The 15,481-nt window shown below is 59.6% G+C and carries 13 protein-coding genes; 4 read left to right on the plus strand and 9 right to left on the minus strand.

The features are described 5' to 3' along the window. Positions 1 to 157 precede the first annotated feature (157 nt). Entirely contained in the window at positions 158 to 1,468 is a 1,311-nt protein-coding gene (gene gltP, locus PGR23_RS14035) for a glutamate/aspartate:proton symporter GltP (protein WP_047047489.1), read from the plus strand. A 35-nt stretch (positions 1,469 to 1,503) separates the two neighbouring features. Here the strand turns inward: gltP and PGR23_RS14040 are convergent, their stop codons facing one another. Both PGR23_RS14040 and fdhF read right to left on the minus strand, forming a co-directional pair. Then, positions 1,504 to 2,187, minus strand: coding sequence for a tetratricopeptide repeat protein (locus PGR23_RS14040; protein ID WP_026612428.1), 684 nt, complete (start codon positions 2,185 to 2,187; stop codon positions 1,504 to 1,506). Between the two features lie 461 nt (positions 2,188 to 2,648). Further along, complete coding sequence (gene fdhF / locus PGR23_RS14045) at positions 2,649 to 4,796, minus strand: formate dehydrogenase subunit alpha (RefSeq protein ID WP_308958424.1); 2,148 nt, start codon at positions 4,794 to 4,796, stop codon at positions 2,649 to 2,651. A gap of 272 nt (positions 4,797 to 5,068) precedes the next feature. Here fdhF and PGR23_RS14050 point away from each other — a divergent pair, with 272 nt between their 5' ends. Further along, the gene (locus tag PGR23_RS14050) at positions 5,069 to 5,803 is read left to right on the plus strand and encodes a response regulator (protein WP_396280016.1); all 735 of its coding nucleotides are present in this window, start codon (positions 5,069 to 5,071) and stop codon (positions 5,801 to 5,803) included. A 33-nt stretch (positions 5,804 to 5,836) separates the two neighbouring features. Here PGR23_RS14050 and PGR23_RS14055 read toward each other — a convergent pair whose 3' ends face one another. From PGR23_RS14055 to PGR23_RS14065, 3 genes are read right to left on the minus strand one after another with little or no spacing between them, the layout of a single operon-like run. After that, positions 5,837 to 6,778 (minus strand): ABC transporter substrate-binding protein, encoded by a 942-nt coding sequence (locus PGR23_RS14055; protein WP_015368709.1) that lies wholly within the window; start codon positions 6,776 to 6,778, stop codon positions 5,837 to 5,839. 27 nt (positions 6,779 to 6,805) lie between these two features. Then, on the minus strand, positions 6,806 to 7,804 hold the full coding sequence (locus PGR23_RS14060) for an ABC transporter permease subunit (protein WP_045380370.1): 999 nt from the start codon (positions 7,802 to 7,804) through the stop codon (positions 6,806 to 6,808). Beyond that, positions 7,801 to 9,321, minus strand: a complete 1,521-nt coding sequence (locus PGR23_RS14065; RefSeq protein WP_045367893.1) for a sugar ABC transporter ATP-binding protein — start codon at positions 9,319 to 9,321, stop codon at positions 7,801 to 7,803. The genes PGR23_RS14060 and PGR23_RS14065 overlap by 4 nt, the downstream gene beginning before the upstream one ends. A gap of 189 nt (positions 9,322 to 9,510) precedes the next feature. On the opposite strand from PGR23_RS14065, the gene PGR23_RS14070 reads away from it, so the two are divergent. Together PGR23_RS14070 and yjdP are read left to right on the plus strand one after the other, a co-directional pair. Continuing rightward, a complete protein-coding gene (locus PGR23_RS14070) occupies positions 9,511 to 11,796 on the plus strand; it encodes an ATP-binding protein (protein WP_396280015.1) in 2,286 nt (761 codons plus the stop codon). 70 nt (positions 11,797 to 11,866) lie between these two features. After that, complete coding sequence (gene yjdP / locus PGR23_RS14075; protein ID WP_045396524.1) at positions 11,867 to 12,220, plus strand: DDRRRQL repeat protein YjdP; 354 nt, start codon at positions 11,867 to 11,869, stop codon at positions 12,218 to 12,220. Positions 12,221 to 12,241: 21 nt separating this feature from the next. Here the strand turns inward: yjdP and phnP are convergent, their stop codons facing one another. The 4 genes from phnP to phnL are packed head-to-tail and all read right to left on the minus strand — an operon-like array spanning position 12,242 to position 15,392. Beyond that, a complete protein-coding gene (gene phnP, locus PGR23_RS14080) occupies positions 12,242 to 13,000 on the minus strand; it encodes a phosphonate metabolism protein PhnP (protein WP_396280014.1) in 759 nt (252 codons plus the stop codon). A 15-nt stretch (positions 13,001 to 13,015) separates the two neighbouring features. Then, the gene (gene phnN / locus PGR23_RS14085; protein ID WP_396280013.1) at positions 13,016 to 13,579 is read right to left on the minus strand and encodes a ribose 1,5-bisphosphokinase; all 564 of its coding nucleotides are present in this window, start codon (positions 13,577 to 13,579) and stop codon (positions 13,016 to 13,018) included. Continuing rightward, the gene (gene phnM, locus PGR23_RS14090) at positions 13,579 to 14,715 is read right to left on the minus strand and encodes an alpha-D-ribose 1-methylphosphonate 5-triphosphate diphosphatase (RefSeq protein ID WP_045396516.1); all 1,137 of its coding nucleotides are present in this window, start codon (positions 14,713 to 14,715) and stop codon (positions 13,579 to 13,581) included. The genes phnN and phnM overlap by 1 nt, the downstream gene beginning before the upstream one ends. After that, entirely contained in the window at positions 14,712 to 15,392 is a 681-nt protein-coding gene (gene phnL, locus PGR23_RS14095; protein ID WP_396280012.1) for a phosphonate C-P lyase system protein PhnL, read from the minus strand. Before phnL ends, phnM begins: the two co-directional genes overlap by 4 nt. Positions 15,393 to 15,481 lie beyond the last annotated feature (89 nt).

Below are 15,481 nucleotides of genomic sequence, written 5' to 3' on the forward strand. Positions count from 1 at the left end.
AAGCGCTGTTCTTAAAGGCTTGCGCAGCATGCCGTGCAAATGATACTGATATTGCGCGTTAAATAACCCCATAAAGCAACGCAACACAATTCATACCCCTTTCAGTGGGTGCCATTACCTCCCGGAATGGTGCCTTTCATTGAGGAAGTCAGTAGTGATGAAAAAAACAAAAGTCAGCCTGGCCTGGCAGATTTTGCTAGCCCTGGTGCTTGGCATACTTCTGGGCAGCTACCTGCATTACCACGCCGAAAGCCGTGATTGGTTAATCTCAAACCTCCTGACCCCGGCGGGCGATATCTTTATCCACCTGATTAAAATGATTGTCGTCCCGATTGTCATCTCGACGCTGGTGGTGGGCATTGCGGGCGTAGGCGACGCCAAGCAACTGGGCCGCATCGGCGCCAAGACCATCATCTATTTTGAAGTGATCACCACGGTGGCGATTGTACTGGGGATCACCCTGGCGAACGTCTTCCAGCCGGGCAGCGGCATTGATATGTCGCAGCTGGCGGCGGTCGATATCTCGAAATATCAGAACACCACCGCGGAAGTGCAGAGTCACGCGCATGGCCTGATGGGAACCATCCTGTCGCTGGTGCCGACCAACATCGTCGCCTCGATGGCGAAAGGCGATATGTTGCCGATTATCTTCTTCTCGGTGCTGTTCGGCCTGGGGCTTTCTTCCCTGCCGTCTACTCACCGCGAGCCGCTGGTGACCGTGTTCCGCTCTATCTCCGAAACCATGTTTAAAGTGACGCACATGGTAATGCGCTATGCGCCGGTCGGGGTCTTTGCCCTGATCTCGGTGACCGTCGCCACCTTCGGCTTCGCTTCGCTGTGGCCGCTGGCTAAGCTGGTTATCCTGGTTTACTTCGCGATTCTGTTCTTCGCGCTGGTGGTGCTGGGTATCGTGGCGCGGGTATGTGGGCTGAGCATCTGGATCCTGATTCGTATCCTCAAAGACGAGCTGATTCTGGCTTACTCCACCGCGAGCTCCGAGAGCGTACTGCCGCGTATCATTGAGAAAATGGAAGCCTACGGCGCGCCGGCCTCAATCACCAGCTTTGTGGTGCCGACCGGCTACTCCTTTAACCTCGATGGTTCGACGCTATATCAAAGCATCGCGGCGATCTTCATCGCCCAGCTGTACGGTATCGAACTCTCCCTGTGGCAGGAAATCACTCTCGTGTTGACGCTGATGGTGACCTCAAAAGGCATCGCGGGCGTACCGGGCGTCTCCTTCGTGGTGCTGCTGGCGACCCTGGGTAGCGTGGGGATCCCGCTGGAAGGGCTGGCGTTTATTGCCGGCGTCGACCGTATCCTCGATATGGCGCGTACCGCGCTGAACGTGGTCGGCAACGCGCTGGCGGTGCTGGTTATCGCCAAGTGGGAACACAAGTTTGACCGTAAGAAAGCGCTGGCGTATGAACGCGAAGTGCTGGGCAAGTTTGATAAAACCGCCCAATAAGATGTCAGAGCCCGGCCATTCGCGCCGGGCTTTTTTTAGCCTTTGGTTATCCTGTCGAACTCTTCACATCCGGTATCAAACCCCTCCTGACAGCTGACGTTAAGCCAGTGCAGCGCTTTTTGCGGGTTTGGTTCGATAAAACCTTTCTCTCCCTGCTGAAACATCATCCCTGCCCAGTATTCGGCATAGCCGGTGCGTGAAAGCGCCGAGCTGCCTTTGAAGTACTGCGCGGCCTTGAGGTCATCTTCCGGCGGCAGCACGCCGCTAGCGTAGATAAGCCCCAGCAGCATCTGCGCATCGACGGCGGAGTCGCTCTCTTCATCTTTGGCCGCATCCTGCAGCAGCCTGATGGCGTGCGCATAATCGGTGGGTCCGGCCTGCTGATTGACCAGCACCCGGGCGAGGATAATCTCGCCGGCCTTGCTGCCGGCCTGCACGGATTTTTCCGCTAGCTGTCGCGCCTGTTGATAGTCGGCCTGCTGCGGGTTACGGATTTTAAGCTGAGCCAGCAGCGCCATTGCGTCGCCATCGCCCTGCGCCGCCGCTTTCTGCGCCCAGTATTCGGCCTGTTGATAGTTGCCGGAGCTAACCCAGGTATCCGCCAGATAAAACTGCGCGCGCGGGTCGCCGGCTTCGGCCTGCTGTTGGTATTGGCTGCCCGGATCCGCAGCGTCTGCGGCGAAGCTTGTCAGCGCCAGCAGTAAATAGAGGTATTTCATTTTTTTATTATCAGTAAGGAAGACCCCCGCAGTATAAAGGGCGGCGGAAAAGAAGAAAATGGCGGGAATTAGCGGGGTGAATACCCGGATAGCGGCGCATAGCGCCTTATCCGGGCTACGATTCGGTATTCGGTTGGTAGCTCCGGTAAGCGTAAGCGCCACCGGGGAGGGTTCCCGGATAGCGGCGCATGGCGCCTTATCCGGGCTACGGTTCGGTATTCGGTTGGTAGCCCCGGTAAGCGTAAGCGCTACCGGGGAGGGTTCCCGGATGGCGGCGCACAGCGTCTTATCCGGGCTACGGTTCGGTAGTCGGTTGGTAGCCCCGGTAAGCGTAAGCGCTACCGGCGGAGGATTCCCGGATAGTGGCACATGGCGCCTTATCCGGGCTACGGTTCGGTAGTCGGTTGGTAGCCCCGGTAAGCGTAAGCGCCACCGGGGAGGGTTGGTATGGCCGTCGAACCTTAACCCATCGCGCTTTCGCGCAGGCGGGCTTTCAGCTTGTTGTACTCATCGATCACGTACTGCTCCGCCGCGCGCTGATCGGCAATCCGCTCAACGTTAACCGCGCAGTACTTGTACTCCGGCGTTTTGGTTATCGGGCTCAGGTTCTCCGACACCAGCTCGTTACAGGCGCCAATCCACCACTGGTAGGTCATGTATACCGCGCCTTTATTCGGCCGATCGCTGACCTGCGCGCGGGTGATGATGCGCCCCTTACGCGAATTGACCCACACCAGCGCTTCATCCTCGATGCCTAACCGTTCGGCGTCGGCGGTGTTGATTTGCGCATAGCCCGGTTCATCCGCCAGCGCCGCCAGCGCCGCACAGTTGCCGGTCATCGAACGGCAGGAGTAGTGACCGACCTCGCGCACCGTTGAGAGCACCATCGGGTACTCGTCGGTGAGCTTATCGATCGGCGCGACCCAGTCGCAGGTGAAGAACTGCGCCAGCCCGTTCGGGGTATCGAACTTCTCTTTAAACAGATACGACGTCCCCTGGTCAGCGTCGGACTCATCGCGGCATGGCCACATGACGTAGCCGAGCTCGCCCATTTTTTCATAGGTGGCGCCGTAGAAGTCCGGGCACAGATGCCGCAACTCATCCCAGATCTCCTGGGTATTGTTGTAGTGCATCGGATAGCCCATCCTGGTGGCGATTTCGCTGATGATCTGCCAGTCGGTTTTCAGGTCCCACTTCGGCTCCACCGCTTTAAAGAAGCGCTGGAAGCCGCGGTCCGCTGCGGTATACACGCCTTCGTGCTCGCCCCACGAGGTGGACGGCAGGATGACGTCGGCCGCGGCGGCGGTTTTGGTCATGAAAATATCCTGGACGATAACCAGTTCCAGCTGTTCAAACGCCTTGCGCACCGCGGAAAGCTCGGCATCGGTCTGCAGCGGATCCTCGCCCATAATATAGGCGGCGCGGACTTCGCCGTGTTCGGCGCGGTGCGGCAGCTCGCTGATGCGGTAGCCGGTATGTTCCGGCAGGCTGTCGACGCCCCAGGCTTTAGCGAACTTCTCGCGGTTTTCCGGGAACTTAACGTACTGGTAGCCCGGATAGGTATCCGGCAGCGCGCCCATATCGCAGGCGCCCTGGACGTTGTTCTGCCCGCGCACCGGGTTGACGCCGACGCTCGGCTTGCCGAGGTTGCCGGTGAGGATCGCGAGGCTGGTCAGTGACCGCACGGTCTCCACGCCCTGGTAGAACTGGGTGACGCCCATGCCCCACAGGATGGCGGCGGATTTGGCGCTGGCGTACATCCGGGCGCAGGCGCGGATCTCCTGAGCGCTGACGCCGGTTATCTCTTCCACCGACTCCGGCGTGTAGCCTTCGACGATTTTGCGATACTCCTCGAAGCCCTCGGAACGGCTGGCGACGAAGGATTTATCGTACAGATCCTCTTCAATAATAACGTGGCCAATGGCGTTGAGCAGCGCGATATTCGAGCCGTTCTTCAGCGCGATGTGCATGTCGGCGATGCGCGCGGTTTCAATCTTGCGCGGGTCGCAGACGATGATTTTCGCCCCGTTGCGTTTGGCGTTAATGACGTGATTCGCCACGATAGGGTGGGAATCCGCCGGGTTGTAACCGAAGATAAACACCAAATCGGTGTTATCAATCTCCGTGATGGCATTACTCATGGCGCCGTTACCGACCGACTGGTGCAGACCTGCAACCGAAGGGCCGTGTCAGACGCGAGCGCAGCAGTCGACGTTATTGGTACCAATAACGGCGCGCGCGAATTTTTGCATCACGTAGTTGGTTTCATTACCGGTCCCGCGGGAGGAGCCGGTGGTCTGGATCGCGTCCGGGCCATATTTTTCTTTAATGGCGCCAAGGCGGGTGGCGACGTAATCGAGCGCCTCGTCCCAGGAGACGGCTTCCAGTTTGCCGCCACGCTGGCGACGGATCATGGGGGTTTTGAGACGCGGGGTCAGGATCTGGGTATCGTTAATGAAGTCCCAGCCATAATAGCCTTTCAGACACAGGGTTCCCTGATTGGTTTTCCCCTGCGCCGCCTCAGCCCGGACGATTTTGCCGTTATCGACCACCAGGTTGATTTTGCAACCTGATGCGCAATACGGGCAAACCGTGACGACTTTTTTCATCGGTTTTGCTCCAGTTAATCAATTAGCGCTGACGCGCAATCGACCGTCACTATGCATCTTCTATGCCATGTTTTCATTGTGGGTATTAACGGATAGTACGCGGCTTTTTTGGGCGAAATGCTGACGAAAAACAGGTCATCGTCAGTTTTGACGTGACGAAAAGCCCGGAGATGTGACGCCGATTATAAAAACGGCAGCGAAAAATGGATTTGTCGTCGCCCGGTTGCACAATCGACCAGACTGACACTATTCCCGCCAGGCAGAGGTAAACCATGAAACCGGTCATTTTAGTGATTGATGATGACACCGCGATCTGTGAGCTGCTGGGCGACGTGCTCGGCGCCCACGCGTTCGAGGTGGTGGCCTGCCAGAACGGCGGCGAAGCGCTGGCGATGGTCGCCCGGCGCGCAGATATCGCGCTGGTGCTGCTGGATATGATCCTGCCGGATACCAATGGTTTGCTGGTGTTACAACAGCTGCAGCGCACGCGGCCTGAGCTACCGGTGATCATGCTTTCCGGCCTGGGCAGCGAATCGGATGTAGTGGTCGGGCTGGAAATGGGCGCCGACGATTACATCGCCAAACCGTTTAATGCCCGGGTAGTGGTGGCGCGCGTAAAGGCGGTGCTGCGGCGCAGCGGGGCGATCGGCGCGGAAAGCCTCGTGCCGGGCGGGGAGCATGGGCTGTTGTTTAACGGCTGGCGACTGGATACCCGCCGCTGTGAGCTGTTTAATCCCCAGCAGCAGAGCGTGGCGTTAACCCAGGGGGAATATGGATTGTTGCTGGCGCTGGCGCAAAACGCCCGCCGGGTTCTGAACCGTGAACAGCTGCTGGCGCTGACCCATAATGAGAGCATGGAGGTATTCGACCGCACGATCGATGTGCTGATCATGCGCCTGCGGCGTAAAGTTGAGGTCAATCCGCATCAGCCCACGTTGATTAAAACCCTGCGCGGGCTGGGCTACGTTTTCGCCGCTGACGTTATCCATAACGACAAAGCGGCGTAGGGCGAAAAGAGACCCGTCAGCCGCTTTGCTGCGTTATTTCACCGTCCAGCCCTTGTAGCTGCTGACGTTATTTTTATCGATCATCTTCACCGGGATCAGCACCGGCGCGGCTGGCGCGGGCTTGCCCTGCAGAATGTCATAACCGATTTCCACCGCCTTCGCCGCCATGACCTGCGGGTCCTGCGCCGGCGTGGCGACGAACAGCGAATTCTTACGCTTCAGCGCCTCTTCGCCGTCCGGGCTGCCGTCGACGCCCACGATAAAGAACTCATTACGTTGCGCCTGTTTCGCCGCCAGATCGGCGCCAATCGCCGTTGGATCGTTAATCGCGAACACGCCGTCAATCTTCGGATTCGCCGCCAGCAGCGACGTCATCACTTCCAGCCCGCCTTCGCGGCTGCCTTTAGCGTTCTGGTTGGCGGAGAGGATTTTGATATCCGGATGTTTTTTGAATTCGGTTTCGCAGCCTTCGACGCGGTTCTGCACCGCGGAAACCGGCGGTCCGTTAATAATCACCACGTTGCCTTTGTTGTTCAGGCGATCGCTAATATATTTACAGGCCATCGCGCCCGCCTGGGTGTTATCGGAGGTGATGGTGGCATCGGCGCCTTCGGCGGCGACGTCAACCGCCACCACCACGATCCCGGCCTCTTTCGCCCGCTTCACCGCCGGGCCGATACCTTTTGAATCAGCGGCGTTGAGGATGATCATATCGACTTTGGCGGCGATAAAATTATCGATCTGCGCTACCTGCTGTCCCAGGTCGTAGCCGCTGGACACCAGCGTGACCTTCACTTTGTCCCCCGCCAGCTTGCGCGCTTCCAGCTCGGCCCCCTTGGTGATTTGCACGAAAAACGGGTTGGCGAGGTCGCCCACCGTCACGCCTATCGCTTGTAGATCTTTGGCCGACGCAAAAGGGGAGGCGGCCAGCAGCGCGCCGGCACATAGCGCGGTCACTATCGGTTTTAAACGCATTCGCTTTTCCTCGCAGGTAAGATGTTGTTATGCACTTTGATGGTGTCGGGTACGGTATTTGTCGATCAGCACCGCTATGATGATCACCGCCCCTTTGATCACCAATTGCCAGAAGTAGGAGACGCCCATCAGCGTCATACCATTGTTAAGAGTGGCGATAATCAGCGCTCCTACCAGCGTACCGGTGATGGTGCCGATACCGCCGACGAAACTGGTGCCGCCGAGGATCACCGCGGCAATGGCGTCCAGCTCATAGCCGACGCCGAGGTTGCCGTTGGCGCTGTATAGCCGCGAGGCGCTCATCACCCCGCCGAGCCCGGAAAGCAGCCCGCTCATGCCGTAGACGAACAGCAGCACCAGCCAGACTTTAATCCCCGTCAGCCGCGCCGCCTGCATATTGCCGCCGACGGCGTAGATATGAATACCGAGGGTGGTGCGGCGCAGGATAAACCAGCATACCGCCACGACCGCCAGCGCAATCACCACCAGCCACGGCACCGGGCCGAGATAGTTATTGCCGATCCACTCAAAGCTAATATCGGAGTTAATCACCGTGGTGCCGTCGGCCAGCAGATAGGCGGCGCCGCGCAGCGCGGTGTAAGTGCCAAGGGTGACAATAAACGGCGGTAGCCCGGCGAAGGCCACCAGCGCGCCGTTGAACAGCCCGAGCAGCAGACCAAGCATCAGGGCCGCCGGAATCGACAGCATCGCGAATTGCGGGATGAGCGATACCACCATCGCCGCAACCGCGGTGGTGCCGAGAATTGACCCCACCGACAGATCGATACCGCCGGTAAGAATAATAAAGGTCATCCCCGCCGCCAGTACGATGTTGATGGAGGACTGGCGGGTAATATTCAGCAGGTTGCTTTCGGTAAAGAAATTCGGCGCGACGAAGCCGAACACCGCGACGATCAGGATTAAAATCGGCAGGATGCCGACGGTTTGCATCAGGTCGCCCATCAGCATTTTTTTTGCCGAGGCGGATTTCGCCGCCGGCGCGGAGGTCTCTTTCGGTATGCTCATGCTTGTCCTGCCTTAAGGTGAGAATCGTTCACGCCGGTCGCCAGCGTCATAATGCTTTCCTGACTAATCTCGCCAACCTGCAACTCGCCGGCGATAGCGCCTTCGCGCATCACGTATACCCGGTCGCTCATGCCTACGATTTCCGGCAATTCGCTGGAGATCATTAAAATGGCGACGCCCTGGCGGGCCATCTGATTCATGATGCGGTAAATCTCGCTTTTGGCGCCGACGTCAACGCCGCGGGTCGGTTCATCCAGGATGAGAATGCGCGGGCCGATCGCCACCCAGCGTGAAATCAGCAGCTTTTGCTGATTGCCTCCGGAAAGCCCGCCGGCGCGCACCTGAGCATGCGGGACGCGGATGTTCAGCAACTGGATGGCGTCATCGGAGATAGTTTGCGCTTTCTTACGGTCTAGCATTCCCCAATTGGCGTCGCGCTCAAGCGTCGCCATGGTGATGTTCTCCTGCGCCGCCAGTTCGAGAAACAGCCCCTGTTCCTTACGGTTTTCGGTCAGAAAGCCGATCCCGAGGTCGATAGCTTCGCGCGGCGAGTGAATAACCACCGGTTCGCCGTCGATTTCAATCACCCCGGCGGTGGCTTTGCGGACGCCGAAAATCAGCTGCGCCAGTTCGGAACGTCCGGCGCCGACCAGCCCGGCGAGGCCAACGATTTCCCCGGCGTGCACCACCAGGCTGCTGGGATGCACTTTGCCGCCGTCGCTGAGATCCTGCACCCGCAGGCGCGGCTGGCCGCGAGGGATATCGCGCTCTTTATTGAACAGATCGCTAAGCGGACGGCCAACCATCATGCGCACTAATTCGGGGGCGCTAAGGTGGTCGCGGGTGAGGCTGCCGACATACTGGCCATCGCGCAGCACGCTGACCCGGTCGGAGAGTTCATACACTTCGGCCATGCGGTGGCTGATATAGATGATTGCCATCCCTTCATCACGCAGGCGCAAAATCAGCTCAAACAGGCGCTGCGTTTCTCGCGAGGAGAGGGCGGCGGTAGGTTCATCCATCACCAGAATGCGGCTGTTGCGATGCAGCGCGCGGGCGATTTCCACCTGCTGCTGTTCAGCGATAGTCAGCTTCATCACCCGGTCGCTGGCTTTGAACTGCGCGCCGAGCCGGTCGATAACCGCCTGCGCCTGGGACTCCATCTCTTTGCGTTGTACCAGACCGCCGCGGGAAAGCTCGCTGCCGAGGAAAATGTTTTCCGCGACGGTGAGGTTCGGCGCCAGCTGCATCTCCTGATAGATCAAGGTGATCCCCGCCGCCAGCGCATCTTTCGGGCCTCTGATCGTCTGCGGTTGTCCGTCGATCAGGATCTCGCCGCTGGAGGCGGTATAGGCGCCGGCGAGGATCTTCATCAACGTGCTTTTTCCCGCGCCGTTTTCGCCCATCAGCGCGTGGATCTCGCCGGGCCAGACCGTCAGATCCACCCCTTTCAGCGCATAAAACTTGCCGAAAACTTTGGCGATGTTGCGCATGGATAGCACCGGTGTTCCCTGCATGCCTGCTCTCCTGGCTGCGTTGTCGATATCGGCACTTCATCACCGCAACGTAAATGAGTGATGTCATCGGCCATTCATAATTGTCATATTTTTGAATAGTTAATGCAGATCACAATTACGCCGAGAAATTTTCTTCACCTTCGGCGACGGTCCGGGAATGATGGGAGAAAACGCCTGACCGGAGCCGCTATGTCTTCCCATCACCCGCATTTTTTTGTTAGCGCCCGCGGTCGCCTGCTGTCATTTAACTTGTTGATGGTGGCGGTGACGTTAATGGTCGCCGGGGTGGCGATATTTGGTTTTCGCCATGCCAGCCAGTTGCAGGAGCAGGTACAGCAGCAAACGCTTAGCGACATGAGCGGCAGTATGAATCTGGCGCGCGATACCGCGAACGTCGCTACCGCGGCGGTGCGACTGTCGCAGGTAGTAGGCGCGCTGGAGTATAAAAGCGAAGCGGAACGTCTGCTGGAAACCCAACAGTCGCTGAAGCATTCGCTGAGCCAACTGGCTTCGGCGCCGCTGGCGCGGCAGGAACAGACGCTGGTGGCGAGCATTATCCGCCGCAGCAACGAGCTGCAGCAGAGCGTCGCCGGCATGCTGGAGCGCGGGCAACGCCGCCATCTGCAGCGTAATGAACTGCTGAGCGCGCTGTATCAAAACCAGAGCTATTTGCGCCATTTGCAGGATCTCAACGATCGCGAGGGTAAACCGGCGATCGATCCTCAGCGTTTAAACGAAATGGACCGGCTGATCGTCGCCGCGATACACACCGCCACGCCGCGCTCGATCGTTCTGCAGCTCGATGACATCAGACGCTTTTTACCGCGTAATGATAGCGATTCTGAGCGGGCGTTTATCCTGCCGGATTTCAACGCCGAGCTGGCGCGGCTGGCGCCGCTATCGGCGCAGCTTGAAGAGAGCGATCTGGCGATCGGCTGGTATATGTTTCATATTAAAGCGCTGGTTGCGCTGCTTAATGATGATATTAATCAGTATGTTGCCAGAGTTGCCCAGGCATCTGAGGCGCGAGCGGCGCAAAGCCACCAGCAGTTGCGCTCCATCAGCGCGTTTATCCTGCTGGCCGCGCTGCTGGCGCTGGCGATTACCGGCTGTGCGGGCTGGTATATCTATCGTAATCTCGGCCTTAATCTGAACGCGATATCCGGCGCGATGTCGCGGCTGGCGCACGGCGAGCAGAATGTGACGGTGCCGGCTCTGCAGCGGCGCGATGAGCTTGGCGAACTGGCGCGCGCCTTTAACGTTTTCGCCCGCAATACCGCTTCCCTTGAACACACTACCCGTCTGCTGCGGGAGAAAACCACCCAGATGGAGATTGACCGCCTTGAGCGACAGGGGCTGGAGGAGGCGCTGCTGCATAGCCAAAAAATGAAAGCCGTCGGCCAGCTTACCGGCGGCCTGGCGCACGATTTTAACAACCTGCTGGCGGTTATTATCGGCAGCCTCGAACTGGTACAGCCGGATGAGCGCGATGCGCCGCGGATATCGCGGGCGCTGAAGGCTGCCGAACGCGGCGCCTTACTCACTCAGCGGCTGCTGGCCTTTTCGCGTAAACAGGCGCTGAACCCGCAGGCGGTGGCGCTACAGCCATTGCTGGAGAACGTCTGCGAGCTGATGCGCCATTCGCTGCCTGCCTCTTTGCGTCTCGAAATTGAAGCACAGTCGCCTGCCTGGCCGGCATGGATCGATGTCGGACAACTGGAAAACGCCATCATCAACCTGGTGATGAACGCCCGCGACGCCATGGATGGGCGGTCAGGCATTATCGCGCTACGCACCTGGAACCAGCGGGTCACCCGTAGCGATGGACGACGTCAGGATATGGTGGCGCTGGAGGTGATTGACCACGGCAGCGGCATGTCGCAGGAAATTAAAGCGCAGGTCTTCGAGCCCTTTTTTACTACCAAACAGACCGGCAGCGGCAGCGGGCTTGGGCTGTCGATGGTGTACGGTTTTGTGCGCCAGTCGGGCGGGCGCGTAGCGATTGAAAGCGCGCCGGGGCAGGGCACCACCGTACGTTTACAGCTACCGCGAGCCACGTCAGCGGTGCAGGAGGAGCGACCGCCGTTGGATAGCGAACCGATGGCGACCGGCGAGCGGCTAGCGCTGGTGCTGGAGGATGAAGCCGATGTGCGCCAGACGTTATGCGAGCAGCTGCATCAGCTGGGCTGGCTGACGCTGGAGGCGCAAAGCGGCGAGCAGGCGCTGCAGATGCTGGCGGCCTCCGGGGATATCGCGTTGTTGATTAGCGATTTAATGCTCCCCGGCGGGCTGAGCGGCGCCGAGGTTATTCACGAAGCGCAACGCCGTTTCCCGGCGGTGGCGCTGCTATTGATTAGCGGCCAGGATTTGCGCCCGGCGCATAACCCGGCGTTGCCGGAGGTGGAACGGCTGCGCAAGCCTTTTACCCGTACGCAGCTGGCGCAGGCGTTGCGTGCGGCGATGGCGCGGATTTGAGATTCCTCCGCTACACGCGGCAAATAGGGTTGATTAAGGTATCGCCAGTACCCTGATGAGACCGGCTCCGATGAAACGTTACGCAACCGCTCTGTTTTTTTGCACGCTGGCGCTGAGCAGCCAATTGGCCCACGCCGATATTATTGATGACGCTATTGGCAATATTCAGCAAGCCATCAACGATGCCTACAATCCGGGCAGCAGCCGTTCCGACGACGATGACGGGCGCTATGACGACGGACGCTACGATGACGGCAGCTATCAGGGCAGCCGCCAGCAGCGTAGGGATAATCAGCAGCAATATAACGATCGCCAGCGGCAGCTTGACGACCGCCGTCGCCAGCTGGATGAGCGCCAGCGCCAGCTCGATAGCGATCGCCGCCAGCTGGAAAGCGATCAGCGCCGCCTCGACAACGATTATTGATTTTCCCGGTCACGCTGCCGGCTAATCGAGCACGATCTCCATGCCGTCGTATCCCGCCTCGAAACCTTTCGGCAGCGGGTTATCCATCATCCACTGGTCGAACTGATGGCTGATATGAGTGAGGATCACCCGCGGGCAGCCAAGTACCTGGTTCAGCGCGCGCACGGTATTCAGGTCGCTGTGGTTGCGCGGCGCCTGTGCTCTGGGCTCGTAGCTGCAATCGATGACAATCACCTGCGGCTGATTATTAAGTAAAAACTTCAGCGTCTTCTCCGGCAGTCCGGCGGTATCCGCAAGCCAGGCCACCCGGCTGTGCGCCGACTCCAGCAGATAGCCGTAGGTCAGCTTTGAGTGGATTAACGGCAGCGGCGTGACCTGTAGCCCCTGTAGTTCAAATACCGTGAAGGGGGTAACGGTGTGGCTAAAATCGAGGATGCCGGGATGCTTAAACAGATCGTCGCAGCCGATGTCATCCGGCGGGCCGTATACCGCAATCGGATCGCCCACGCCCCAGCGCAGGGGGAACAGCCCCTGTACGTGGTCCATATGGTAATGCGTCAATAAAATCTGCTGGAAGCTGCCCGTGGGCTGGCGTTCCGCCAGGTCTGCCAGTCCGGCGTCGAGCAGCGTGACCGCATGGTTAAAGCGCACCACCGCGCTGCAGGGGCGGCGGCGATAGCGCGCATCGCCGCGGGCGCGCTGGCAGGCGGCGCAGTCGCAGCCGAAGACCGGCACCTGCTGGGCGCCGCCGGTGCCGGTCAGGCGGATTGTCAGGCTCATCGTATTACTTTACCCTCAGGCATGCTGATTCTCTTCACGCCCGGCGTGCTGGCACAACAGCTGGAAGAAACGCTCTACCGATTGCCCGAGGCTGCCGTCGTTATTCAACGTCAGGCAATCGGCCGGTTTATAGCGCGCGGCGCGTTGCAGTCGCTGGTCGATTTCCACGGCATTTTCCCGGCCGCGCTGTTCAAGCCGCTGGCGCAACACCTGTGGTGAGACTTCGAGACAAATCGGTACCAGTACGTCATCGTAACGTTCCCGCGCCTGCGCCAGATGCGCGCGCGAGCCGTTGGCGACGACATCAAAACCGGCATGCAGCCAGAGGTCGATCTCCACGCCGACGCCATAGTAATTATTGTTGGCATGCCAGCTGAGGGCGAAAAGATTACGCTCGGCGCGGGTGAAAAACTCATGCTCGCTCAGCGCAATATGGTTCTCGCAGCCCGCCTGGTGCGGGCGGGTGATGTAGCGATGCGCGACCAGCAGTTGTGGATGCTCACGCTGGCGCAGCGCGGCCAGCAGACTATCTTTTCCCGACCCGGAAGGGCCGACCAGCCAAATCAGTTTTCCAGGCATTAAAAGACCCTCTTTCCCTGACGCCAGACGTGATCGATATGGACGTGCTCGCCGCGGCGGTGCGCCAGTACCAGATCGGCGCGTTTGCCTTCGGCGATGACGCCGCGGTCATGCAGACCCAGCGCCTGCGCCGGATGTTTGCTGACCAGACGGATAGCCTGCGCCAGCGTGAAAGCGTTGTCGTCGCTATCGGCGATACGGAAAGCGGCATCAAGCAGGCTGGCGGGGTAGTAATCGGAAGAGAGAATATCTAACAGGCCGCTGGCGGCTAGTTGATGCGCGGCGACATTGCCGGAATGCGAGCCGCCGCGCACGATATTCGGCGCCCCCATCAACACATTCATTCCATGCTGGCGCGAAGCCTGCGCGGCGGCCAACGTGGTAGGAAATTCGGCGATCACGCTGCCAAGCTGGTGGGATTCGGCGACATGTTCATGAGTGGCGTCGTCGTGGCTGGCGAGAGCGATTTGGCGTTCCCGGCACATCGCGGCGATAGCCTGGCGATTAGGCTGCGACCAGGCCGCCGCCAGCGCCATTTGCTCCTCTTCGAAGCGTTCCATCTGCTCGCCGCTGAGCTGATATTTGCCCTGATAATATTCGCGATATTTTTCGCGGTTGGCGAACTGGCGTTGACCCGGCGAATGGTCCATCAGCGACACCAGAGTGACCGGCTCGCGGTCGACCAGCTTTTCAAACAGCGGCAGAGTGGTGTGGTGCGGCAGTTCACAGCGCAGATGCAGGCGGTGCTCGGCGCGGTTAAGCCCGCGTTTTTGCGTCTCTTCCACCGCGTTGATCATCTTTTCCAGATTCTCAAGGCGGTCGCCGCCGTCGCGCACGTCGCCAATCGCCACGGCGTCGAGTACGGTGGTGATGCCGCTGGCGACCATTAAAGCATCGTGGCTGCTCATCGCCGAGTGTGCAGGCCAGTCAACCTTTGGCCGCGGGGTGAAGAATTTATCCAGGTTATCAGTATGGAGTTCGATAAGCCCCGGCAGCAGCCAGCCGCCTTCGCCATCGAGGGCGCCGGGCAGCCGGCTCTGGCTTTCGGCAAAGGCGTAAATCCGCCCCTCCTGCACTTCCAGCGAACCGTCGATGGTTTCGTCTTCCAGTACCAGCTTTACGTTATTGATTATCATACTGTGATACCCATTGGGTGCAGGCGGTCGGCGACCTGGCCGCGTACCGTTTCATCATGGAAAATACCGACGATGGCCGCGCCGCGGGCTTTAGCCTGCTGGATCAGCTCCACCACCGCGGCGCTGTTGTTGGCATCCAGCGAGGCGGTGGGTTCATCAAGGAGTAAAATCGGATAGTCGACCGCAAAACCGCGGGCGATGTTGACCCGCTGCTGTTCGCCGCCGGAAAAGGTGGATGGCGCCAGATGCCACAAACGCTCCGGCACGTTGAGATGGCTCAGCAGACGGGCGGCTTTAGCGGCGCTCTCTTCGCGCGGCGTCCCGAGCTCAAGCAGCGGCTGCATGACGACTTCCAGCGCGGATATCCGCGGGATCACCCGCAGAAACTGGCTGACCCAACCGATGGTGGTTTTACGCACTTCCAGCACCTTGCGCGGCGTGGCGGTCACCAGATCCACCCATTCGTCGCCGTGGCGGATATGAATATGACCGCTGTCCGGCAGATAGTTAGCGTACAGCGAGCGCAGCAGCGTCGATTTGCCGCTGCCGGAATGGCCGTGCAGCACCACGCACTCCCCGGCGTTAACGGAGAGCGAAGCGTCGGCGAGCACCGGCAGACGTACGCCGTGCTGTTGGTGCAGAACAAAGGTTTTATGGATGTTTTCAACGCGGATCATTTTAGCCCTCTCGGGGTTGGAGTGCCGGGTGGCGCTTCGCTTACCCGGCCTACGAATAACGCACCTGTAGGCCGGATAAGGCGCAGCCG

Origin of the sequence: Klebsiella sp. 141162 (assembly GCF_050600755.1) — a bacterium.
GTDB classification, from domain to species: domain Bacteria; phylum Pseudomonadota; class Gammaproteobacteria; order Enterobacterales; family Enterobacteriaceae; genus Klebsiella; species Klebsiella aerogenes.